Genomic DNA, 23,592 nt, shown 5'->3' with positions numbered 1-23,592 from the left:
ATGGGAAAGTCTTTGGACACGGTGACCTCGATAGCAAGTGACGTTCGTCAACACCGGCCTGCGGGTCAATAAACGTTTGCCGGCCCGTCATGGGTCAGCAATTGCTGGAACTGATCCGAAGACACGGCGTGAGAGATCAGGAAACCCTGAACCTGAGTGCAGTCGATTTTACGCAACAGAGCAAGCTCTTGCGCGGTTTCCACACCTTCCGCCACCACGGTCAGTCCCAACTGCCGCCCCAGGCTGACAATGCTGGTCAGGGCCTGGGCCAGTTCCTCGTTGGCATTGCAGCCCTGCACCAGCGCACGGTCGATCTTCAATTCGGTGAAGGGGGCCGACACCAGGTTCATGTAGGAGCTGTAGCCCTTGCCGAAATCGTCCTGGGACAGCTCGAACCCTTTGATCCGCAAACGGCAGGCACCGGCGTAGAAGTTGCTGATGTCATCGGGCACCGAGCATTCCATCAACTCGAAGCAGATACGTGCCGGTAATCCTTGATGGGCCAGCACGAACGCAAGGATGCGGTCGGGCAGGTCGTGGCTGTTGAGCAAGTGCGTGGGCAGGTTGATCGAAACCGGTATGTCATAGCCCTGCTGGCGCCAGACGATTTGGGCGGCAATCGCTTGCTCCAGCACCCGCCACAGCAATTGTTCTTCCAGGCCGCAGGCGATCAGCGCCGGCAGGAATGCGCCGGGCAGCAACGTGCCGTGCTCGGGATGAATCCAGCGCACCAGTGCTTCGGCGGCCACGATCCGGCCATTGTTCAGGGCTTTCTTGGGCTGGAACCAGGCTTGCAGTTCGCCGTTGTCCAGCGCCTGCAGAATACTCTGACGGTCGATGCCTTCGCGGTTCTCGGTCGGCGCCGACTGGCGCAGTGCCTGCAATTGATCGATCAGGCAGCGCAGTGCGGCCGTGCTCACCGGCTTGGAAATCAGCCCGATCACCTTCACTTGCAGGTTGCTCGCCACCAGGCTGGCACCCATCAACATACGGCGTGAGGCTGCACTCATGATGGCCAGCGCGGGACGCGAACGTTGTGCGGCAAGGCCCTGAATGAACTGCACGCCGTCCATGCCTGGCATCAGCAGGTCGGTGAGTACCAGGTCGAAGTCGCGTTTTTTCAGGCAGGCCAGTGCGGCTTCGCCGTCCCTGGCACACACGACGTCGAACTCACCCAGTTCGTTGAACAGGTTCTGCAAGTACAGGTGCTGGAAGGGGTGGTCTTCGACAATCAAAATGCTACAGGGCTTCATGAGCAACTCGTGCGTAGGGAGCCAGGACAGCGAACAAGGCTCGTAGCGTAAATGGTTTGACCAGGCAGTGATTCATGCCGGCGGCCAGGCACAAGGCGTCTTCACCGCGCATCGCGTTGGCGGTGGCGCCGATGATCGGGGTGGTACCGCCTTGGCGGCGCAGGGCCATGGCCAGTTCGTAGCCGTTGAGTCGGGGCATGTTGACGTCGGTCAGAACGATGTCGAACGCGCGCTCGCGCCAGAGCGACAACGCTTCCTCGCCATCGCCGGATAACGTCACTTTGCAGCCCAGTTCCTCTAGCTGATCGCGCAGGATCAGCTGGTTGATGACGTTGTCTTCTGCCACCAGAATATGCAGGCGCAATGGCCGCACAGCGTAGGGTTCGCGTGGTTCCGTGCGCTGCGCAACCGGGCCGCCCTGGGCCAGGCGAACCGCGCGCTGGATCGCGGCCAGATCGTTCAGGTTGACCTTCCAGCCATCACCGTTGAACGGTGGCTCGTGGGCAGCGTCGCCGCTGGCCAGTACTCGCGGCCCTTGCCATGCTGGTCTGGAACGTTGTTCGCAGGGCGTGGGATAGAGTTCCAGCAACACAGCCGTCGTGTCAGGTTCCAGGGCGTCAGGTGCGCCGATCTGCGGTCGGGCACCCCAGCGGCGTAGCCAGCCGCTGATGCTATCGGCCAGTTCGCGGATGGGCGAGACTACATAAACCGTATCCGGCGCCAACGCCGGCAAGGCTGCAGGTGGTGCATTGCAGGGCCGCTGCTCCAGCGGCACGCTCAGGGAAAAACTGCTGCCCAGCCCGGGCTCGCTGACCATGCGCAGGGTGCCATTCATCAAGTGCGTCAACCGTTGGCAAATGGGCAGGCCCAGGCCGGTGCCGGCCACCACGTTGGTGTTGCCCTCGGTCTGGTAAAACGGTTCGAAAATGAAGGCCTGATCGTCATGAGCGATGCCTTTTCCGGTGTCCGAGACTTGCCATTGCAGGCACACGCGCTCGCCTTCGCGACGAAGCAGTTTGACCCTTAGCACCACACGGCCGGAGTCGGTGAACTTGACCGCGTTGTTCAGCAGATTGTTGAGGATCTGCCGCACGCGGCTGGCATCCCCCCTCAAACAATCCGGCAGTTGCGGGTCGAGGCAGGCATACAGTTGCAAGCCTTTGCTCTGCGCCGCTGCCGCGTAACCTTGCACGACCTCTTGCGCCAGTGTCGTGGGGCAGAACTCGCTCAACTCCAGGGCCAATTGTCCGGCCTCGATCTTCGACACATCCAGCACGTCGCAGATCAGTTGCAGCAGCGTGGCGGACGAGCCCTCGATGGCTTGCAGGTAACTTTTCTGTCGGCTATCCAGTTGTGTTCGGGCAAGCAATTCCAGCGTGCCGAGCACGCCGTAAAGCGGTGTGCGGATTTCGTGGCTCATGGTCGCTAGGAACAAGGTCTTGGCTTCATTGGCGGCGTCTGCCGATTGGCGGGCTTGCTCCAGTGCCGCTTCGATTTGTCGTCGCGCACTGATGTCGCTGAACGCACACAGCAATACGTCCTCGCCTTTGTAGCGGGTGGGCGCACAACTCAGGTAAAGGTGGCGGCCGTCTGTGGTCTCGAAGTCATCCGTCAGGCGCGGCTCGGTAGCGTCGAAAGCCTCGCGGATCCAGCCGGCGCCCAGTTGCGCGCGGCACTCGCCCAGCCATTGGCGGGCGAGAGTGTTTTCCAGCACCACCTGGCCATCGGTGCGTCGCAGTACGCAGAGCGCCACCGGGGCGGTCTGGATCACGTCGCGACTGAACAACTCGCTCTCCACCAGTGCCTGGATCCGATGAATCGCCGGGTTGATGAAGCGGTATTCCAGACGTCGGGTCAACCCGCACACCAGGCCGCTACTCAGCAGGCAGAACAGCAGCGCCCCCAGCATTTGTGGCCACAATGCCGACAGCACCGCCAGCAAATCGATGGAGTAGGTGAGCTGCCAGTCCGATGACTTCAATTGTTTGCGCAGCACCAGTTGCTCGGGCCACCAGCCGTTTCCGACAAAACCGAAAAAGTCCTGCTGCCGCAGAAGCGGCAGATCCTGTCCCGGCGGCGGTTTAAGGCTGTTGCTGAAGAGCGGCATGCCCTGCGCGTTGAACATAGTGAACTCGCCTGCACTGTGGTCACTCAAGGCACTGGAGACTTCGCGGTCGTCCATTTCCAGGCCGAGCCAGCCGGAGTCGATGTCGCGTTCGTCCAGCCGAATGAAAATGTACAACTGCGAATGCCCGTCAACGGCATGGGTCAGCCAGAGTTCTTGCAGGGCGCCGGTGTTTTGATATTTGAGGGCTTGCAGTTGATCCAGCATGGCCTGAGAAACGTCACCGACCATCGGCGTTGCGTTGTGCAGGCGTAACACTTGGGCCCGGGAATCGCTGCTGACGTAGATCAGGTTCAATTGTCGGGCCGTGAGGTAATCGCGCATGCGCCGGGTCAGCCAGATACTCCATTGCGGGCCCGGTGCTTGCCCCAGCAGCAGGCGTATTTCTTCATCGGAGACCGGAGCCTCTATTTCGACTTTGCGCGTCGCCGACAGGCTCAGGCTTCTGAGCAGTGCTTCGCGAGTGGTGAAAAAAGTGTGCGCCTCGGCGATGGCGCTGCTCATGTAGCTGCGCCGCTGTGAGATTTCATTGTTGAAGGTAAACAGCAGGAAGCTGTATGCGCCGCCGAGTATGCCCACCAGCAGTACGAAGGCAAAAATGCGCAGCAGGCGGCGCGCGGCATGGGGCGTGGACAGGACGGGGCTGATCTGATGGAGGTAGTTCTTTAATCTCATCCCGGCACTGTAGGGACGGTCGGATACCGGGAAAATCAGACGATCCTTAGATTGGTTACAGGTAGTTCACGATGAAGGTGACTTCGGTGTTGGCGCTGCCGGCCTTGAGTTCCTCTGTCGTCAGACGGTAATACGATGCCGACAAGGGAATCTTGAAGTCGGTGCCGGTGGTCGTGAACGCATCGAACGGGTAGGTCGTGTCCAGTCCGATCGGTTGCCCGGCATCATTGAACAACTGCAGGCCGACGTCTTTCGCGGTGGAGCTGTCGTTGAGCGTGACGATGCCTTTTGCGGCGTCGATGACCGGGGTGTTGGCCTTGAGCGAGTAAGTGACTTTCTTGATGCCGGTCCGGCACTGATTCAAGCCAATGTTGAACCGCACCTTGCGAGGGGTGGCGCCAGCCTCGCGAAACTCATGGAGTTGATAGTCATCACCCATGGCCACCGGTACGGACGGGGTCTGGCACGAGGCGGCATTCAGTACGATGGGGTTGCTCAGATTGAATCTTATCAGGACAAGATCATCGTCTTGCAGGGTGCCCAGGGCGCCTGCATCGACCTTGACCTGCGAAGCCAGCTCGCCGCTCTTGATGATCTCCAGGCGGATACTGCCGGCGTTGAAGCCATAATTCGCACCAGCGGGGGTCGCATTGATGGTGCTCAACGACGACTCGTATCGATCCAATGCCCCTATCCAGATGCGGTACGACAGTCCGGATTTGCCTAAGGGGAACGTCGTTACTTTGCCGGAGACGTTGCCCAGTCTGGAATCCAGCAGTACGCCATATTGCGATGCCTGCGCGCACTCCCAGGTGTGGGCGGACCCTTGCAGGGTGTCTTGATAGACCACCGTTCCATTAGGCGTGTCAGCAGGAATCGTCAGACTGGTGTTGGCCAGGCTGGCGCCGAAGTTAAGGGTTTCGGTGGTCGAATCGACGACTGTGCAGCTGCCGGCCATGGCTTGCGAGACGCATGCCAGCATCATTGTTGAGACCAGGGGGAACAGGAAGCTCTGAAGTTTTAAATGCTTCATGAAGAGGGCTTTACGTGTCGGCCAAAGGGCGCCGTAACTTAAGCGCGGTGCCTGCCGATGGACATCAGGCGATTCCTAGAAAGCTGACTTGCCCTCTTTGCTCAAAACGTTCAGCCGCGCGCTGGCGCCCACGCTGTCTTACTTCTATGCGAGCACGTCCGATCCCGGTGCCGTGGCCATTTTTTGGGTTGGCGCATGTCCCGAGGGATTCGCTCGTGAGGACATCCCGCCCGAAAACCCCAGTCCGCTGGTCAACTAATTACAAAGCAACCTAACTATTACGTTGACATTCGCTGCCTAGGCAGTAACATCTCGACATACATTCACTGCCTAGGCAGTTATTAGGTGCGTACATGAAGCATTTCACCCCGGATGAATTCAAGCATTGTCACCTCGGCCTGTTGCTCGGCCGTGCCGCCTTGCTCAAGGACAGGATCATCGACACCCACATGGAACCCCACGGCATCACCGCCGCGCAGTTCAAGGTGTTGATCATCATGGCCCAGTTCGGCGTCGACACCCCGGCCGAGCTGTGCCGGCACCTGTCGCTGGACAGCGGTTCGATGACTCGCATGCTCGACCGTCTGGAGCAGAAAGGTTTTCTGGTTCGCCAACGCAGCGAAGGCGATCGCCGTCAGGTGCAACTCAAACTCACCGAGCAGGGCCAGCAACTGGCCGATCGCCTGCCATACATCGGCGCCGACGCCATGAATGAACTGGCTGGCGCCGTCACTACGGACGAGTTGAAAACCCTGGAATACATCCTCAAGAAAATTTTGCTGGCGGCCGGTGACCCGATCACCATCCAGCGGCTAGGTGAACACAATGAGCGGTAAAACCTTGCGCAGCAGCCTGACACTGGTGCTGTCGACGATGATCCTCGCCGGTTGCGCCAACTACAGTGGCCTCGATACCCAGGGTGCCAGCCTCGATGCGAAAACCCTCAAGGCCGGGCAATCGCTCAACGGCGTCAGCCTGTCCCAGGCCGCGTGGCCGAAAAGCGACTGGTGGACCAGCCTCGGCGATCCGCAGCTCGACGGCCTGATCCGCGAGGCCCTGAAAGACAGCCCGGACATGCAGATCGCCGAAGCGCGCGCTCATCAGGCCAGCGCCGCGGCCTATGCCGCCGATGCCGAGCGCTATCCGACCCTCGACGCCAGCGCAGGCATCAGCCGTTCGCGTCTGGCCAAGGATCAGGACCCGCGAGGGCAGGGCGATGCCTACGCCACCACGCGCAACATCAGTGCCGGTTTCAATTACAACTTCGACCTGTGGGGCGGTCAGCGTGACGCCTGGGAAGCTGCGCTCGGCCAGGCACGTGCCGCTGAAGTCGACCGTCAGGCCGCGCAACTGACCCTGGCCGCCGACGTGGCCCGGGCCTACAGCGATCTGGGTGAGGCGCACATCGTTTATGACCTGGCCAGCGAAGACCTCAAGCGCACTCAGCAGATGCTCGACCTGAGCCAACGTCGTCTGGGCGCCGGAATCGACAGCCAGTACCAGTTCCAGCAGACCCAAAGCCTGGAGGCCAGCGCCGAAGCCAGCCTGATCGACGCCGAAAAGCGCCTGAACAGCGCGAAAATCGCTCTGGCGGTATTGCTCGGCAAAGGCCCGGATCGCGGCAACGAGATCGCCCGGCCGAAAGTCTTGCAGGCCAGTGCTGTGGCGTTGCCATCGGTTTTGCCCGCCGAACTGCTGGGTCGTCGCCCGGATCTGGTCGCCGCGCGCTGGCGTGTCGAGGCTGCGAGCAAGGACATCGACTCGGCCAAAACCCGCTTCTATCCCAACTTGAACCTGTCGGCCTCCGCCGGTGCCGAATCGTTATTGGGTGACGCAATGTTCGGCTCCGCCAGTCGCTTCTTCAACATTGCCCCGACTGTTTCGTTGCCGATCTTCGACGGGGGCCGGTTGCGCGCCAACCTCGATGCCCGGGATGCCGATTACGACCTGGCCGTGGCGCAGTACAACAAAAGTCTGGTGAAAGCCTTGGGCGATGTCGGTGACACGATCAACCAGTTGCGTGACATCGGCCGGCAGATCGGCGCCCAGCAGCACGCGACCGATATTGCTCAGGATTCTTACAACACCGTGGTCCAGCGTTACGGTTCCGGCATCGGCAACTACCTGGACGTGCTCAGCATCGAGCAGCAATTGCTGCAGGCCCAGCGTCAGCTGGCGACCTTGAATGCCGAGCAGATCGACCTGTCGATTCAACTGATGCAAGCACTGGGTGGCGGCTTTCAGGGGCAAATCCTGACCGCCGGCAACGCCAGCCCAGCCATCGCGCACAACTAATTCAAGGTATTTGTCATGGCCACTGCCGAAAACACTCAAGCTCAAGACAACGCCCCCGACACCGGCAATCCGCGCAAGCGCAAAGTGATGCTGCTGGTGCTGGCCCTTGTGGTTGCGCTCACCGGCGCCGGCGTCTGGGCGTATCACGAATTCATCGGCCGCTGGAGCGAAAGCACCGACGACGCCTACGTCAACGGCAATGTGGTGGAAATCACGCCGCTGGTGACCGGCACCGTGGTCAGCATCGGCGCCGATGATGGCGATCTGGTTCACGAAGGCCAGGTGTTGATCAATTTCGACCCGAACGACGCCCAGGTCGGACTGCAAAGTGCACAGGCGAAGCTGGCGCGCACCGTGCGTCAGGTGCGCGGCCTGTACAGCAACGTCGATGGCATGAAGGCCCAGGTCAATGCGCAGCAGGCCGAAGTGCAGAAAGCCCAAGACAACTTCAACCGGCGGAAGAATCTCGCCGCCGGCGGGGCCATTTCCCAGGAAGAACTGTCCCACGCTCGCGATGACCTGACCTCGGCGCAAAACGCCCTGGCCAATGCAAAACAGCAACTGAAAACCACCAGCGCGCTGGTCGACGATACCGTGGTGTCGTCGCACCCGGACGTGATGGCCGCCGCCGCAGAGTTGCGTCAGGCCTACCTGAACAACGCTCGCAGCACGCTGATCGCGCCGGTCACCGGTTACGTCGCCAAGCGCACCGTGCAGCTCGGTCAGCGTGTGCAGCCGGGTACCGCGCTGATGGCGGTGATCCCGCTGGATCAACTGTGGATCGACGCCAACTTCAAGGAAACTCAATTGCGCGACATGCGCATCGGTCAACCGGTGGACATCGAATCCGACATCTACGGCAGCGACGTGAAGTTCAGCGGCACCGTTGACAGCCTCGGTGCCGGCACCGGCAGCGCGTTCGCCTTGTTGCCGGCGCAGAACGCCACCGGCAACTGGATCAAGATCGTGCAGCGTGTCCCGGTGCGGATTCACATCAACGCCGAAGAACTGGCCAAGCATCCGCTGCGCGTCGGTCTGTCGACCAACGTCGAGGTCAATCTGCATGACCAGAGCGGTCCGGTACTGGCCCAGCAACCGCCGCAACAGGCCTCGTTCAGCACCAGCGTCTACGACCGTCAATTGAGCGAAGCCGACGCGATGATCACGCAACTGATCCACGACAACAGCGCCGTGGTCAGCAAGACCGCGCAACGCTGATTTCCTTCCTCTGTGGGAGCGAGCCAGCTTGCGAAGCTGCCTGACATTCAACATAGACGTTGTCTGACACACCGCTTTCGCGAGCAGGCTCGCTCCCACAAAGGGCAGCTGTGTCTGTAACAGACACGCCGCCAACCCGGCTCCATAGGATTCGCGATGAGCAATAACGCTTCTTTTTCGCCACCCAGCCTGTTGCTCAGCACCATCGGCCTGTCGCTGGCGACCTTCATGCAAGTGCTCGACACCACCATCGCCAACGTGGCGCTGCCGACCATTTCCGGCAACCTCGGCGTGAGTTCGGAGCAGGGCACCTGGGTCATTACCTCGTTCGCCGTGAGCAACGCCATCGCGCTGCCGCTCACCGGCTGGCTGAGCCGGCGTTTCGGCGAGGTGAAGCTGTTTCTCTGGGCCACCATGCTGTTTGTGCTGGCCTCTTTTCTCTGCGGTATTTCCACCTCGATGCCAGAGCTGATCGGTTTCCGCGTGCTGCAAGGGCTGGTGGCCGGGCCGCTGTACCCGATGACCCAGACGCTGTTGATCGCGGTGTACCCGCCCGCCAGGCGCGGCATGGCCCTGGCGTTACTGGCGATGGTCACGGTGGTGGCGCCGATTGCCGGCCCGATTCTCGGCGGCTGGATCACCGACAGTTACAGCTGGCCGTGGATCTTCTTCATCAACGTGCCGATTGGCGTATTCGCGGTGATGGTGGTGCGTTCGCAACTGGCCAAACGCCCGGTGGTCACCAGCCGTCAACCGATGGATTACGTCGGGTTGATCACGCTCATCATCGGCGTGGGGGCCTTGCAGGTGATTCTCGACAAGGGCAATGACCTGGACTGGTTCGAATCCGACTTCATCATCATCGGCGCGGCGATTTCGGTGATTGCGCTGGCGGTGTTCGTGATCTGGGAAATGACCGACCGGCATCCGGTGGTCAATCTGCGCCTGTTCGCCCACCGCAACTTCCGCATCGGCACGCTGGTGCTGGTGTTGGGTTACGCCGGGTTCTTCGGCATCAACCTGATCCTGCCGCAGTGGTTGCAGACCCAGATGGGTTACACCGCGACCTGGGCCGGTCTGGCGGTGGCGCCGATCGGAATTCTGCCGGTGTTGCTGTCGCCTTTTGTCGGCAAGTATGCGCACAAGTTCGACTTGCGACTGCTGGCCGGGCTGGCGTTCCTGGCGATCGGTCTGAGCTGCTTCATGCGTGCCGAATTCACCAACGAAGTGGATTTTCAGCACATTGCGCTGGTGCAGCTGTTCATGGGGATCGGCGTGGCGCTGTTCTTCATGCCGACCCTGAGCATCCTGATGTCCGACCTGCCGCCGAGCCAGATTGCCGACGGCGCCGGTCTGGCGACATTCCTGCGGACACTGGGCGGCAGCTTTGCAGCGTCGCTGACCACCTGGATCTGGATTCGCCGGGCGGATCAGCATCATGCCTACATGAGCGAAAGCATCAGCACCTATGAGCCGGCAACCCGTGAGGCGCTGAATCAATTGGGCGGGGCGAGCAATCCGGCGTATGCGCAGCTCGATCATGTGCTGACGAGTCAGGCGTACATGCTATCCACCGTGGATTACTTCACGCTGCTGGGATGGGGGTTCATGGGGTTGATCTTGATTGTTTGGCTGGCCAAGCCGCCGTTTGCTGCCAAGGCAGGCCCGGCAGCCAGCGGTCACTGAGTCGGCAATCCGATCAAATGTGGGAGCGAGCCTGCTCGCGATAGCGATGAATCAGTCAACAGAAATGCTGAATGTAATACCGCGATCGCGAGCAGGCTCGCTCCCACAATTGGACCTGTACTCAGTCAGTTGGCGGGTGCTGCCAGCTGTGGCGGCGGGGCAAAATCAAACGGCGCCAACGCAAACCCGTTCTCGTCCACCTGCAACGCCCAGCCCTGACGATCCCAGTCCCCCAACACAATACGCTTCGCCGCCTGATCGCCGATCTGCAACTTGTGAATGGCCGGGCGGTGGGTGTGCCCGTGAACCAGGGTTTTCACGCCGTACTCCTGCATGATCCGCGGAATTTCCTCCGGCGTGACATCGACGATGTCATTGGCTTTCATCCGCGTCTGTGCGCGGCTTTCGCTGCGCAGCTTGCGCGCCAGTTTGTGGCGGGTGCTCAAGGGCAGATGGCGCAGGATGAACAGGGTGATCGGGTTGCGCAGGTAGCGACGCAGCTTCATGTAGGCTTCGTCGCGGGTGCAGAGGCTGTCGCCATGCATCAGCAGCACCGGCTCGCCTGCGAGCTGCACGACACTCGGGTCTTTCAGCAGCGTGCAGCCGGCCTCCTTGCAGAAAGTCTTGCCGAGCAAAAAGTCGCGATTGCCGTGCATGAGAAAAATGGCCGTGCCGCTGTCGCTCAATTCGCGCAGGGCCTGGCAGATGGAACGCTGGAAAGGGGTCATGGCGTCGTCGCCGATCCATGCCTCGAAAAAATCGCCCAGGATGTACAACGCACTCGCCGAGCGGGCGCGTCCGGCGAGCAAATCCAGAAACGCCCGGGTGATGTCCGGGCGCTCCTCTTCCAGATGCAAGTCTGAAATCAGCAATATCACGCTTCGATGATCTCGGCTTTCTCGATGATCACGTCTTCGCTTGGTACGTCCTGGTGGCCAGCCTTGGAGCCGGTTGCCACTTTCTTGATGCTGTCGACGACTTCAGTACCGGCGGTCACTTTGCCGAATACTGCATAGCCCCAGCCTTGAACGTTCTTGCCGCTGTGGTTCAGGAAGGTGTTGTCGGCCACGTTGATGAAGAACTGCGCGGAAGCCGAATGCGGCTCCATGGTGCGGGCCATGGCGATGGTGTACTTGTCGTTGGAAAGACCGTTGTCGGCTTCGTTCTGGATGCTTGGACGCTTGTCTTTCTTTTCTTTCATGCCTGGCTCGAAACCGCCGCCCTGGATCATGAAGTTACCGATGACACGGTGGAAAACGGTGTTTTCGTAGTGACCGGCTTTGACGTATTCGATGAAGTTGGCCACGGTGATCGGGGCTTTTTCAGCGTTCAGTTCGATGACGATGTCACCGTGGTTGGTGGTCAGTTTGACTTGAGTCATGGTCATTACTCTTTATTGGGAATCCGTGGTCTTGGAGCCTCAAGCCCCGCAACCGGTTCAGCCTGCTTCGGCCAAGGAGCGCAGTTTAGCGTGACAGACGCGAATTTCGAGGCAGTTTTTCAATTGCCGGCGATTAAATGCACGCCTTTATAAGGGCCTGCTCTGTCAGCCCCTTGACAGCATCGGCTATGATAGCGGCTTTGTTTTGTCTGGCCCCCTTTGCGGCCGCGCACATGTAAGTCAAGGATCCTATGAGCAAGCCCACTGTCGACCCTACCTCGAATGCCAAGTCCGGCCCTGCCGTGCCGGTCAATTTCCTGCGGCCGATCATCCAGGCAGACCTGGACTCGGGCAAGCACACCCAGATCGTCACCCGTTTCCCGCCTGAGCCCAACGGCTACCTGCACATCGGCCATGCCAAGTCGATCTGCGTGAACTTCGGCCTGGCCCAGGAGTTCGGCGGCGTCACGCACCTGCGTTTCGACGACACCAACCCGGCCAAGGAAGACCAGGAATACATCGACGCCATCGAACGTGACGTCAAATGGCTGGGCTTCGAGTGGTCCGGCGAAGTGCGCTACGCCTCGCAATACTTCGATCAGCTGCACGACTGGGCTGTCGAGCTGATCAAGGCCGGCAAGGCCTACGTCGACGACCTGACGCCTGAACAGGCCAGGGAATACCGCGGCAGCCTGACCGAGCCGGGCAAGAACAGCCCGTTCCGCGACCGTTCGGTGGAAGAGAACCTGGACTTGTTCGCCCGCATGCGCGCCGGCGAGTTCCCGGACGGCGCCCGCGTGCTGCGCGCCAAGATCGACATGGCCTCGCCGAACATGAACCTGCGCGACCCGATCATGTATCGCATCCGCCACGCCCATCACCATCAGACCGGTGACAAGTGGTGCATCTACCCGAACTACGACTTCACCCACGGTCAGTCGGACGCCATCGAAGGCATCACCCACTCGATCTGCACCCTGGAGTTCGAAAGCCATCGTCCGCTGTACGAGTGGTTCCTCGACGCACTGCCGGTGCCGGCGCACCCGCGCCAGTACGAGTTCAGCCGTCTGAACCTCAACTACACCATCACCAGCAAGCGCAAGCTCAAGCAACTGGTTGACGAGAAACACGTCAACGGCTGGGACGATCCGCGCATGTCCACGTTGTCGGGCTTCCGTCGCCGGGGCTACACGCCGGCATCGATCCGCAACTTCTGCGAAATGATCGGCACCAACCGTTCCGACGGCGTGGTCGACTTCGGCATGCTCGAATTCAGCATCCGTCAGGACCTGGACGCGAACGCCCCGCGCGCCATGTGCGTGCTGCGCCCGCTGAAAGTCGTGATCACCAACTACCCTGAAGATCAGGTCGAAAACCTCGAACTGCCGCGTCATCCGCAGAAAGAGGAACTCGGTGTGCGCAAGCTGCCGTTCGCCCGTGAAATCTACATCGACCGCGATGACTTCATGGAAGAGCCGCCAAAGGGCTACAAGCGTCTGGAGCCGAACGGCGAAGTGCGTCTGCGCGGCAGCTACGTGATCCGTGCCGACGAAGCGATCAAGGACGCCGACGGCAACATCGTCGAACTGCGTTGCTCGTACGATCCGGACACCCTGGGCAAGAACCCTGAAGGCCGCAAGGTCAAAGGTGTGATCCACTGGGTGCCGGCCGCTGCCAGCGTCGAGTGCGAAGTGCGTCTGTACGATCGCCTGTTCCGCTCTCCGAACCCGGAGAAGGCCGAAGACAGCGCCAGTTTCCTGGACAACATCAACCCTGACTCACTGCAAGTGCTGACCGGTTGTCGTGCCGAACCCTCGCTGGGCAATGCACAGCCGGAAGACCGTTTCCAGTTCGAGCGCGAAGGTTACTTCGTCGCGGATCTCAAGGACTCGAAACCAGGCCAGCCGGTATTCAACCGTACCGTGACCCTGCGTGATTCGTGGGGCCAGTGATTCTGCGTCAAGGAAATTAAAGTGCTGACGATCTACAACACGCTCACCAAGAGCAAAGAAGTCTTCAAGCCGCTGGATGGCAACAAGGTGCGCATGTACGTCTGCGGGATGACCGTATACGACTACTGCCACCTGGGCCATGGCCGCAGCATGGTCGCATTCGACCTGGTGACCCGCTGGTTGCGGTTCAGCGGGTATGACCTGACCTACGTGCGCAACATCACCGACATCGACGACAAGATCATCAACCGGGCCAACGAGAACGGCGAGTCGTTCGAAGCGTTGACCGAGCGCATGATCGCCGCGATGCACGAAGACGAAGCGCGCCTGAATATCAAGAAGCCGGACATGGAGCCGCGCGCCACGGATCACATTCCGGGCATGCATGCGATGATCCAGACCCTGATCGACAAGGGTTACGCCTACGCCCCGGGCAATGGCGACGTGTACTACCGCGTCGGCAAGTTCATGGGCTACGGCAAGCTGTCGCGCAAGAAGGTCGAAGACCTGCGCATCGGTGCGCGGATCGAGGTCGACGAAGCCAAGGAAGATCCGCTGGACTTCGTGCTGTGGAAAGGCGTCAAGCCGGGCGAGCCGAGCTGGGAATCGCCATGGGGCCCCGGGCGTCCGGGCTGGCACATCGAGTGCTCGGTGATGTCCACCTGCTGCCTCGGTGAGACGTTCGACATTCATGGCGGCGGCAGCGATCTGGAGTTCCCGCACCACGAAAACGAAATCGCCCAGAGCGAAGCGGCGACCGGCAAGACCTACGCCAACGCGTGGATGCACTGCGGCATGATCCGTATCAATGGCGAGAAGATGTCCAAGTCCTTGAACAACTTCTTCACCATTCGCGACGTGCTCGACAAATACCACCCGGAAGTCGTGCGTTACCTGCTGGTGTCGAGCCACTACCGCAGCGCGATCAACTACTCGGAAGACAACCTCAAGGACGCCAAGGGCGCCCTGGAGCGTTTCTACCACGCGTTGAAAGGCCTGCCGAACGTTGCTCCGGCCGGTGGCGAAGCCTTCGTCGAGCGTTTCACCACGGTGATGAACGACGACTTCGGCACGCCGGAAGCCTGCGCGGTGCTGTTCGAGATGGTGCGTGAGATCAACCGTCTGCGCGAGAGCGATCTCGACGCAGCGGCCGGTCTGGCGGCGCGCCTGAAAGAACTGGCCAGCGTACTGGGTGTGTTGCAGCTCGAAGCCGATGACTTCCTGCAGGCCGGCGCCGAAGGGCGTGTCGATGCCGCCGAAGTCGAGGCGCTGATCGCGGCGCGTCTGGCGGCACGTGCCGGCAAGGACTGGGCCGAGTCCGACCGCATCCGCGACCAGCTCACCGCCATGGGCGTGGTGCTGGAAGACGGCAAGGGCGGCACGACCTGGCGTCTGGCTGACTGATTGCCGTGATTGCTACAAACAAAACCCGCCTTGTGCGGGTTTTTGTTTTTCCGCTGTTCAGGCGCTAGTTGCTTTTGCTCTGCGCGTAGGTCTTGATGTCTGACGAGGCCGACATGGGCTGCAGCCCTTGTAGCGGGATGTTGGTCGGCGACGCTCATGGAATGGAGAAATCATGACAAACCACTATCGCGAACTCCTGACAACCCCAGGCGCAACGGGGTTGATGCTCGCGAGCGCTATTGCGCGATTGCCGCAGGCGATGATCGGCATTGGCATCATTACCATGTTGGTGGAGCAAACCGGTGTCTACTGGCTGGCCGGCGCAGTCGCCGGTACGTTTACCCTCGCCAATGCACTGATCGGCCCGTACATCTCGAAACTCGTCGATCAGCGTGGTCAGAGCCGCGTGCTGCCTGTCGTGACGACTTTCAGCATCGGCATGTTGCTGGCCCTGATCTTCGTCGTCCATATGAGCGCGCCGGCGACGTTGTTTTTTATTCTGGCCGGATTGGCGGGCACGATGCCAAGCATGCCGTCGATGATCCGGGCACGCTGGACACAATTGTTCCGGGGCAAGCCGCAGCTGCACACAGCGTTCTCTGTGGATTCGGTGTTGACCGAACTTGCTTACATCATCGGCCCACCCTTGGCGATCGGTTTGAGCGTGAGCCTTTTTGCCGAGGCCGGGCCGCTGGTCGCGGTCGGGCTGCTGGCCGTCGGGGTGACGGCGTTTCTCCTGCAGCGTCAGACCGAGCCCAAGGTAGTTGTGGGCCATACGAGGCATACGGGTTCAACCTTGCTGATTCCCGGTGTTTCCACCATCGTGCTGGCGCTGTTGGCGATGGGCGCAATCGGAGGCTCGATCGATGTCGCCGTTGTCGCCTTCGCCAATGCGCAAGGCTGGCCTGCCTCTGCGACCTTCATCCTGGCCGCCTATGCGTTTGGTTCGCTGGTGGCGGGCCTGACGTTTGGTGCGTTGAGGGTTTCCCTGCCGATAGAAAAGCAGTTCTTCGTCGGGATATTGGTCACGGCAATCACAGGCGTATTGCCTTTGTTCGCTCCTGACGTTTATGTCCTCTCGGCGATGCTGTTTATCGCCGGCCTGTCGTTCGCGCCAACGATGGTCGTGGTCATGAAACTGGGGACGATCATCCTCCCACCGTCGAGGATCACCGAAGGGCTGACATGGATGGCCACCGGCATCAGCATTGGCGTCGCCCTGGGAGGTTTGCTCTCAGGTCTGATTGTTGATGCTTATGGCGCTCGTGCAGGTTTTGGCGTAGCCGTTCTCGCCGGGCTGGGGATGCTGATAGTGGTGTTGCTCGGGTTGCGTACATTGGGTGCCGTGTCAACCACCAGTGTTGAACCGACCTGCCCCTGACATGCGTTGTACGAAAGCAAAAAAAACAAAACCCGCACCAGGCGGGTTTTGTCTTTTGCGGCAGGTCTTAGCTCAACAGACCTTTGCTGACCGCCACGATCAGGAAGACTCCGAGCAGCGCGCGGTAAATCACGAAAGGCCAGGTGGAGAACTTCTCCAGAAAACGCATCAGGCCCCAGATCGCGAAAAACGCCGAGATACTGGCAATCACCAGCCCGAAAATCAGGTGCGCCCAGACTGGTGCCGGCAGCTGCGCATGGAACAACACCCACAACTCCTTCAACCCCGCCAGCGCGATGGCCGGCAACCCGAGGAGAAAGGAGAAACGTGCTGCTTCTTCCCGTTTGAAATTGAGGAAAAGCGCCGCCGTCAGGGTTGAACCCGAACGCGAAACCCCGGGAATCAGCGCCCCGATCTGTGCAATACCGACGATCAGCGCATCGCGCAGACGCATTTCGCCGACGGTGCGGCGATGACGACAGGTGAGTTCGGCGATGGCCAGCAGCACCGCCATCACCACGCAGGAAACCCCGATCACCATCAAGCCGCGCAATGGCGAGTTGCAGGCATTGAGCGTCGAGGACAAGGCGATGCCGGCAATACCGATGGGGAGGGTCGCCAGTACGATGGCCACCGCGAGAATGAACCATTGATTGTTGAAGTCCCGTTGTCGCACGGCCTCCAGACTGCCGGTCGCGACTTGTCTCACGTCGCGCCAGAAATAACTGACCACCGCCGCCAGTGCGGCCAGTTGCATGGCCGCGGAAAACGCCGAGCCGGGATCCGGCCAGCCGAGCAGGGCCGGGACGATGCGCATGTGGGCGGTAGAGGAAACGGGCAGCAATTCGGTGATGCCTTGAATGATGCCGAGGAAACCGATTTGCAGGTAATCCAGCGAGGCGAAGCCGATATCAAGGCCGGTAGAACAGATGTTGGTCAAAGAACGTACCCTGTGAGGATCAGGAAGAGGGGAAGTCTGAAACATTTCGTCACAGTCTAGTCGGTACGGTCAATGGCTGCAGTGAAGGGTTTTTTAGGGTGTCCGGACTGACGTCTTCGCGAACAGCCGTCAGCCTTCCGCCTGACGCAGCCGCTTGTAAAGGGTATTGCGGCTTACCCCCAACCGCCGCGCCAGGTGGGAAATATTGCCCCCGGCCGCCTTCAACTCCCTGCTCAACGCTTCGCCATCATTCAGATCGATTGCCAGGGGTTCCGGCGTATCCAGCGGCTCCATTTCCAGATCGACAAAGAAATCATCCGGCAGATGTTCGGGCCGTATCGGTTGCTCTTCAGCCATGGCCAGCGCCACCTGCATCACGCTGCTGACCTGCCGCAGGTTGCCCGGCCACGGATGACGATCGAACAACTCCAATACTTCACGGCTCAATCCTGCCCATTGTGTGGATTCGCGATGCTGTTCCCACAAACGCTTGAACAGCGCTTGTCTGTCGCTGCGCTCGCGCAGCGGCGGCAGTTCCAGGGTCAGGCCGCCGATGCGGTAGTACAAATCCTCGCGAAACCGCCCCAGTTGTACCTGCTCGCGCAATGAGCGGTTGGTGGCGGAGATGATCCGCAGGTCCACCGGGAACAACTCGCTGCTGCCTACCGGTTGCACGCAACGCTCCTGCAACACGCGCAACAGGCGGGCCTGGGTCGGCAGCGGCATGTCGCCGATTTCGTCGAGGAACAGCGTGCCTTTGTCAGCCTTGCGGATCAGGCCGATGCTGCCTTTCTGGTTGGCGCCGGTGAAGGCGCCTTTTTCGTAGCCGAACAGTTCGGACTCCACCAGTTCGGCGGGAATAGCCGCGCAGTTAACGGCGATGAACGCCTGTTTGCTGCGGGAACTGGCCTGGTGCAGGGCTTTGACGAAGACCTCCTTGCCGACGCCGGTTTCACCGTGGATCAGCAGAGGAATGTCTTTTTCCAACAGCCGTTCGGCCTGGCGCACAGCCTTTTCCACGCGGCTGTCGCCGAAGTGCAGGGTGTTGAGGCTGATGCCTCTGGGTGGGGCAGATTCGGGGACTGCGGCAAACACCCGCGCCTGAACCGGTGCCTGTTTGGGCCGTTTCAACAGGCACTGGAATCGGTTGCGCCCCGACGTCTGCAAGGAAAACGGCAAGCCGTCCGGCTGATTGAGCAACTCCAGCAGTGACACCTTGAACAGACTTTCGACACTCACCCGTGACAGGCGCACGCCCAACAGATTGTCGGCCCGGCGGTTGGCAGAGAGCACCTGGCCACTCTCATCGAAGATCAGCAGCCCTGCCCATTGGCTGTCCAGGTTGTTCAGCCCGGTGTTGAAGGTCAGTTGAAAATGCTGGCCATGGAACAGGTTGAGGATCAGCCGGTTCTCCACGGTCTGGCTCATCATCTTGACCATGCCAAGAGTGTGCGAGGGCGGCAGGTAGCTGTCGCTGGACACATCGAGCACCGCGATGACCTTGCGTTCGGCGTTGAAAATCGGCGCGGCAGAGCCGGTCATGAACCGGTTGGCCTTGAGGAAATGCTCGTCATGCTCGATGTGTACCGCCTGTTCGCAGGCCAGCGCGGTGCCGATCGCATTGGTGCCGCTGGCGTGTTCCATCCAGCTCGCGCCGGCCTGAAAGCCCCGGGCCAGATTGGGCTCGATGAAGCGCTGGGTGCCCCAGGACGTCAGCACCTGGCCCTGATTGTCGGCCAGCATGATCAGGCAATTGGAGTTACTGAGGATGTTTTCGTAGTAGGGCAGCACTTCCTGATGGGTGGTCTGCACCAGCGAATGATGGCTGTCGAGCAACTGCGCGATGCCGGAGGCGGGCAACTGATCGAATGCCGGAACGCTTTGATGCTTGAGACCGAAGGCCCGGCAACGGGACCAGGAGTCCTGGACGATGGCTTCATGGGAAAGCGGCGGGGCAGGTGCGGGCATGGCCGTCAGCCTCTGAAAGCAGCGTTTTTATTGTTGTTATGAGCCCATTTCTTGAACACGACACAGATCCCTTGTGGGAGCGAGCCTGCTCGCGAATGCGCCCGATCAGTCAGAACTGCATCGACTGACACACTGCATTCGCGAGCAGGCTCGCTCCCACCGAGATCTGAATCGCGTTTGAGAACGGGTAAAAAGCGTTCATAGAGTGTTGTTCACTATTGTTCATTGTCAATCATTGAACTGTTCAAATGTGTTCAGCAATGAAGGTTGTTTGCCTGTGTTTTCGGCGATTTTCGCGGCGAATCAACGGCTTGGGGTTTCTGGCACGAATGTCGCTCTACTGCATACGTCGCTTGATTCCAATAATAAAAAGGCCGAGCCATGTCACTCACCCTGGAGCACGTCAGCCGCACCGTCGACGGCCAGACCTGGATCGATGATGCGAACCTGAAATTCGAACCCGGATCCTTCAACGTTCTGCTCGGGCGCACGTTGTCCGGCAAGACCAGCCTCATGCGTCTGATGGCCGGTCTGGACAAGCCCGACAGCGGGCGCATCCTGATGAACGGGGTCGATGTCACACAGCGCCCGGTGCGTCTGCGCAACGTGTCGATGGTGTATCAGCAGTTCATCAACTACCCGACCATGACGGTCTTCGAGAACATTGCTTCACCGCTGCGCCAGGCCGGGATTTCCAACGAGCAGATCCAGGCCAAGGTGCAGGACACTGCGAAGATGCTGCGCATCGAGAAATTCTTGCAGCGTTATCCGCTGGAGCTGTCCGGCGGCCAGCAACAGCGCACCGCCATGGCCCGGGCGCTGGTCAAGGATGCCGAACTGATCCTGTTCGATGAGCCGCTGGTCAACCTCGACTACAAACTGCGCGAAGAGCTGCGCCAGGAAATGCGTGAGCTGTTCAAGGCGCGCCACACCATTGCCATCTATGCCACCACCGAGCCCAACGAAGCGCTGGCGCTGGGCGGCACCACCACACTTCTGCACGAAGGCCGGGTGATCCAGAGCGGCCCGTCGACCGAGGTCTATCACCAGCCGCAAACGGTGCTGGCGGCTGAATTGTTCTCCGAGCCGCCGATCAACCTGATGCCGGGACGTATCGCCGGCAACGAAGTCAGCTTCGCCAATTTCGTGCACTTTCCGCTGAATGTCGATCTGCGTCCGGTGGGCGAGGGTGAGTTCCGTTTCGGCGTGCGCCCGAGCCATATCTCGCTGGTGCCGAGCAACGACGATGACCTGGAACTGGCGGTGACGGTCGAGGTGGCGGAGATCAGCGGCTCGGAAACCTTCCTGCATGTGCGCAACGAGCATTTCCTGCTGGTACTGCACCTGCCCGGCGTTCACGAGTACGACGTCGATGCGCCGATCCGCGTCTATATCCCGACCCATAAACTGTTCGTGTTCGATGCGCAGGGCCGTCTGGTCCAGGCACCGGGCCGGCGCGTCGCGAGGGTTGCCTGATGGCCGAAATCCGTTTGCAACACCTCGCCCACAGCTACAGCAAGCACCCGGGCGGGCCGGAAGACTACGCGATCCGCGAGATGGACCACATCTGGGAGCAGGGCGGCGCCTATGCCTTGCTCGGCCCGTCAGGTTGCGGCAAGTCGACCTTGCTCAACATCATTTCCGGCCTGCTCAGCCCGTCCCAGGGGCATGTGTTGTTCGACGGCCAGGCGGTCAACGACCTGACCCCGGAGAAACGCAACATCGCCCAGGTTTTCCAGTTTCCGGTGGTGTACGACACCATGACCGTGTTCGACAACCTGGCCTTCCCGCTGCGCAATCAGGGTATGGGCGAGGCGAAGGTGCACAGCAAGGTGCAGGAAATCGCCGAAGTCCTCGACCTGCAAAACCTGCTGAACAAAAAGGCACGCAACCTCACCGCCGACGAAAAACAGAAAGTCTCTATGGGCCGTGGTCTGGTGCGCGACGACGTCTCGGCAATTCTGTTCGATGAGCCGCTGACAGTGATCGACCCGCACCTGAAATGGAAACTGCGGCGCAAGCTCAAGCAGATCCACGAGCAGTTCAATATCACCATGGTCTACGTCACCCACGATCAGCTGGAGGCCTCGACCTTCGCCGACAAGATCGCGGTGATGTACGGCGGTCAGATCGTCCAGTTCGGTACGCCACGGGAATTGTTCGAGCGGCCAAGTCACACCTTCGTCGGTTACTTCATTGGCAGTCCCGGAATGAACCTGATCGATGTGCAGCCGCAGCCGGGCGGAGTGGGTTTCAACTCGACCCATCTGCCACTGCCCGACGCGCTGCAACGGCATATCGAGCATGGCCACTGGAAAAACCTGAAGGTCGGCATCCGCCCCGAGTTCATTCATGTGTGGGACGAGCCGTTCGATGACGCGATGCAGGCGCGGGTCGTACACGTCGAAGACCTCGGCACCTACAAGATCATGACCCTGGATCTGGACGGCGCACCGCTGAAAGTGCGCCTGGCCGAAGACAAACCGGTGCCGCAGGGCACGGCGTATATCAGTTTTCCGGCGCAATGGCTGATGGTCTACGCCGATGAATTCCTGCTCGAAGCCAGCGAAGAGGTGCAGCCATGAACAAGGTGCAGAACAACAAGGCCTGGTGGCTGGTGTTGCCGGTGTTCCTGCTGGTGGCGTTCAGCGCAGTCATTCCGATGATGACCGTGGTCAACTACTCGGTGCAGGACATTTTCGACCAGTCCAGTCGCTACTTCGTCGGCGCCGATTGGTACAAGCAGGTGTTGCTCGATCCACGGCTGCATGACTCGTTGCTGCGCCAGTTCATCTATTCGGCGTGCGTGCTGCTGATCGAAATTCCGCTGGGAATCGCCATTGCCCTGACCATGCCGACCAAAGGCCGCTGGTCGTCGGCGGTGCTGATCGTGCTGGCGATTCCGTTGCTGATTCCATGGAACGTGGTCGGCACCATCTGGCAGATTTTCGGCCGCGCCGACATCGGTCTGATGGGGTCAAGCCTGAACGTCATGGGCATCAGCTACAACTACGCGGCCAACACCATGGATGCCTGGGTCACGGTGCTGGTGATGGATGTGTGGCACTGGACTTCACTGGTGGCGCTGCTGTGTTTCTCCGGGCTGCGGGCGATTCCCGATGTGTATTACCAGGCGGCGCGGATTGACCGGGCTTCGGCCTGGGCGGTGTTCCGCCACATCCAGTTGCCCAAGCTCAAAAGCGTGCTGCTGATCGCGGTGATGCTGCGCTTTATGGACAGTTTCATGATCTACACCGAGCCGTTCGTGCTCACCGGCGGCGGGCCGGGCAATGCCACGACGTTTCTGAGTCAGACCTTGACCCAGATGGCCGTGGGCCAATTCGACCTGGGGCCGGCGGCTGCCTTTTCGCTGGTGTATTTCCTGATCATCCTGCTGGTGTCCTGGCTGTTCTATACCGCCATGACCCACAGCGATGCCAACCGCTGAGGCCCGGCCATGAGCAAAAGAAAGCTTGTTCCGTTGCTGCTCTACATCCTGTTCCTGCTGGTGCCGATCTACTGGCTGCTGAACATGTCGTTCAAAAGCAACACCGAAATCCTCGGCGGCCTGACGCTGTTTCCCCAGGATTTCACGCTGCACAACTACAAGGTGATTTTCACTGATCCGAGCTGGTACACCGGTTACCTCAACTCGCTGTATTACGTGAGCCTGAACACGGTGATTTCCCTGACCGTGGCATTGCCGGCGGCCTATGCGTTTTCCCGTTACCGCTTTCTCGGCGACAAGCACCTGTTCTTCTGGCTGCTGACCAACCGCATGGCGCCGCCGGCAGTGTTCCTGCTGCCGTTCTTCCAGTTGTATTCGTCGATTGGCCTGTTCGACACCCACATCGCGGTGGCGCTCGCACATTGCCTGTTCAACGTGCCGCTGGCGGTGTGGATTCTCGAAGGGTTCATGTCTGGCGTGCCGAAGGAAATCGACGAAACCGCCTACATCGATGGCTACAGCTTTCCCAGGTTCTTCGTGAAGATTTTTATCCCGCTGATCGGTTCAGGGATCGGGGTGACGGCGTTTTTCTGCTTCATGTTTTCCTGGGTCGAACTGCTGCTGGCGCGCACGCTGACCTCGGTGAACGCCAAACCGATCGCGGCGGTGATGACGCGCACGGTGTCGGCATCCGGCATTGACTGGGGCGTGCTGGCAGCGGCGGGGGGGTTGAACACTTTGCCGGGCATGCGGGTGGGCTGGGGTGTTCGCAAACACGCGGGCCCAGGCTTTTCCCGCGGCCGGGGGCTAGGGAACGGATGTGGGAAGGAAGG

Annotated in this window: 18 protein-coding genes; 11 read left to right on the top strand and 7 right to left on the bottom strand. The window is 60.4% G+C overall.

Annotated elements, in window-relative coordinates:
- Positions 1-65: 65 nt before the first annotated feature.
- Genes ACK6BI_RS13765 through ACK6BI_RS13755 form a run of 3 tightly spaced genes read right to left on the bottom strand, consistent with a single transcriptional unit; the run spans position 66 to position 5,038 of the window.
- Positions 66-1,253, bottom strand: a complete 1,188-nt coding sequence (locus ACK6BI_RS13765) for an EAL domain-containing protein (protein ID WP_409317496.1) — start codon at positions 1,251-1,253, stop codon at positions 66-68.
- On the bottom strand, positions 1,240-4,053 hold the full coding sequence (locus ACK6BI_RS13760) for an ATP-binding protein (protein ID WP_409317495.1): 2,814 nt from the start codon (positions 4,051-4,053) through the stop codon (positions 1,240-1,242). The genes ACK6BI_RS13765 and ACK6BI_RS13760 overlap by 14 nt, the downstream gene beginning before the upstream one ends.
- Before the next feature lie 55 nt (positions 4,054-4,108).
- A complete protein-coding gene (locus ACK6BI_RS13755; protein WP_409317494.1) occupies positions 4,109-5,038 on the bottom strand; it encodes a fimbrial protein in 930 nt (309 codons plus the stop codon).
- A gap of 401 nt (positions 5,039-5,439) precedes the next feature.
- Here ACK6BI_RS13755 and ACK6BI_RS13750 point away from each other — a divergent pair, with 401 nt between their 5' ends.
- The 4 genes from ACK6BI_RS13750 (at position 5,440) to ACK6BI_RS13735 (ending at position 10,285) form a co-directional block, all read left to right on the top strand.
- A complete protein-coding gene (locus ACK6BI_RS13750) occupies positions 5,440-5,922 on the top strand; it encodes a MarR family winged helix-turn-helix transcriptional regulator (RefSeq protein WP_409317493.1) in 483 nt (160 codons plus the stop codon).
- A complete protein-coding gene (locus ACK6BI_RS13745; protein ID WP_409317492.1) occupies positions 5,912-7,381 on the top strand; it encodes an efflux transporter outer membrane subunit in 1,470 nt (489 codons plus the stop codon). The genes ACK6BI_RS13750 and ACK6BI_RS13745 overlap by 11 nt, the downstream gene beginning before the upstream one ends.
- A gap of 15 nt (positions 7,382-7,396) precedes the next feature.
- Complete coding sequence (locus ACK6BI_RS13740; RefSeq protein WP_409317491.1) at positions 7,397-8,599, top strand: efflux RND transporter periplasmic adaptor subunit; 1,203 nt, start codon at positions 7,397-7,399, stop codon at positions 8,597-8,599.
- 156 nt (positions 8,600-8,755) lie between these two features.
- On the top strand, positions 8,756-10,285 hold the full coding sequence (locus tag ACK6BI_RS13735; RefSeq protein ID WP_409317490.1) for a DHA2 family efflux MFS transporter permease subunit: 1,530 nt from the start codon (positions 8,756-8,758) through the stop codon (positions 10,283-10,285).
- A gap of 125 nt (positions 10,286-10,410) precedes the next feature.
- Here ACK6BI_RS13735 and lpxH read toward each other — a convergent pair whose 3' ends face one another.
- Together lpxH and ACK6BI_RS13725 are read right to left on the bottom strand one after the other, a co-directional pair.
- Positions 10,411-11,163, bottom strand: coding sequence for a UDP-2,3-diacylglucosamine diphosphatase (gene lpxH, locus ACK6BI_RS13730; RefSeq protein ID WP_409317489.1), 753 nt, complete (start codon positions 11,161-11,163; stop codon positions 10,411-10,413).
- A complete protein-coding gene (locus ACK6BI_RS13725; RefSeq protein ID WP_260520101.1) occupies positions 11,160-11,666 on the bottom strand; it encodes a peptidylprolyl isomerase in 507 nt (168 codons plus the stop codon). Before ACK6BI_RS13725 ends, lpxH begins: the two co-directional genes overlap by 4 nt.
- A 251-nt stretch (positions 11,667-11,917) precedes the next feature.
- Here ACK6BI_RS13725 and ACK6BI_RS13720 point away from each other — a divergent pair, with 251 nt between their 5' ends.
- The 3 genes from ACK6BI_RS13720 to ACK6BI_RS13710 all read left to right on the top strand — a co-directional run bounded on the left by ACK6BI_RS13720 (position 11,918) and on the right by ACK6BI_RS13710 (position 16,403).
- Positions 11,918-13,618, top strand: a complete 1,701-nt coding sequence (locus tag ACK6BI_RS13720) for a glutamine--tRNA ligase/YqeY domain fusion protein (protein ID WP_409317488.1) — start codon at positions 11,918-11,920, stop codon at positions 13,616-13,618.
- A gap of 21 nt (positions 13,619-13,639) precedes the next feature.
- On the top strand, positions 13,640-15,022 hold the full coding sequence (gene cysS, locus ACK6BI_RS13715) for a cysteine--tRNA ligase (protein ID WP_409317487.1): 1,383 nt from the start codon (positions 13,640-13,642) through the stop codon (positions 15,020-15,022).
- A gap of 172 nt (positions 15,023-15,194) precedes the next feature.
- Positions 15,195-16,403: an MFS transporter gene (locus ACK6BI_RS13710; RefSeq protein ID WP_409317486.1), complete on the top strand. Its 1,209-nt coding sequence runs from the start codon at positions 15,195-15,197 to the stop codon at positions 16,401-16,403.
- Positions 16,404-16,470: 67 nt separating this feature from the next.
- On the opposite strand, the gene uppP is transcribed toward ACK6BI_RS13710, so the two are convergent.
- On the bottom strand, positions 16,471-17,343 hold the full coding sequence (uppP, locus tag ACK6BI_RS13705; RefSeq protein WP_409317485.1) for an undecaprenyl-diphosphatase UppP: 873 nt from the start codon (positions 17,341-17,343) through the stop codon (positions 16,471-16,473).
- 129 nt (positions 17,344-17,472) lie between these two features.
- A complete protein-coding gene (locus ACK6BI_RS13700; protein WP_409317484.1) occupies positions 17,473-19,311 on the bottom strand; it encodes a sigma-54-dependent Fis family transcriptional regulator in 1,839 nt (612 codons plus the stop codon).
- A 381-nt stretch (positions 19,312-19,692) separates the two neighbouring features.
- Here ACK6BI_RS13700 and ACK6BI_RS13695 point away from each other — a divergent pair, with 381 nt between their 5' ends.
- From ACK6BI_RS13695 to ACK6BI_RS13680, 4 genes are all read left to right on the top strand, one after another.
- A complete protein-coding gene (locus ACK6BI_RS13695) occupies positions 19,693-20,787 on the top strand; it encodes an ABC transporter ATP-binding protein (protein WP_409317483.1) in 1,095 nt (364 codons plus the stop codon).
- Entirely contained in the window at positions 20,787-21,896 is a 1,110-nt protein-coding gene (locus ACK6BI_RS13690) for an ABC transporter ATP-binding protein (protein WP_409317482.1), read from the top strand. Before ACK6BI_RS13695 ends, ACK6BI_RS13690 begins: the two co-directional genes overlap by 1 nt.
- The gene (locus ACK6BI_RS13685) at positions 21,893-22,759 is read left to right on the top strand and encodes a carbohydrate ABC transporter permease (protein ID WP_409317481.1); all 867 of its coding nucleotides are present in this window, start codon (positions 21,893-21,895) and stop codon (positions 22,757-22,759) included. The genes ACK6BI_RS13690 and ACK6BI_RS13685 overlap by 4 nt, the downstream gene beginning before the upstream one ends.
- Before the next feature lie 9 nt (positions 22,760-22,768).
- The coding region (locus tag ACK6BI_RS13680) for a carbohydrate ABC transporter permease (RefSeq protein ID WP_409317480.1) at positions 22,769-23,592 on the top strand (824 nt) is incomplete at its 3' end.

The sequence above is a fragment of the Pseudomonas sp. KCJK9016 genome (assembly GCF_046231795.1).
Taxonomy (GTDB): Bacteria; Pseudomonadota; Gammaproteobacteria; order Pseudomonadales; family Pseudomonadaceae; genus Aquipseudomonas; species Aquipseudomonas bananamidigenes.
This window is presented reverse-complemented; position numbering and strand designations above follow the sequence as displayed.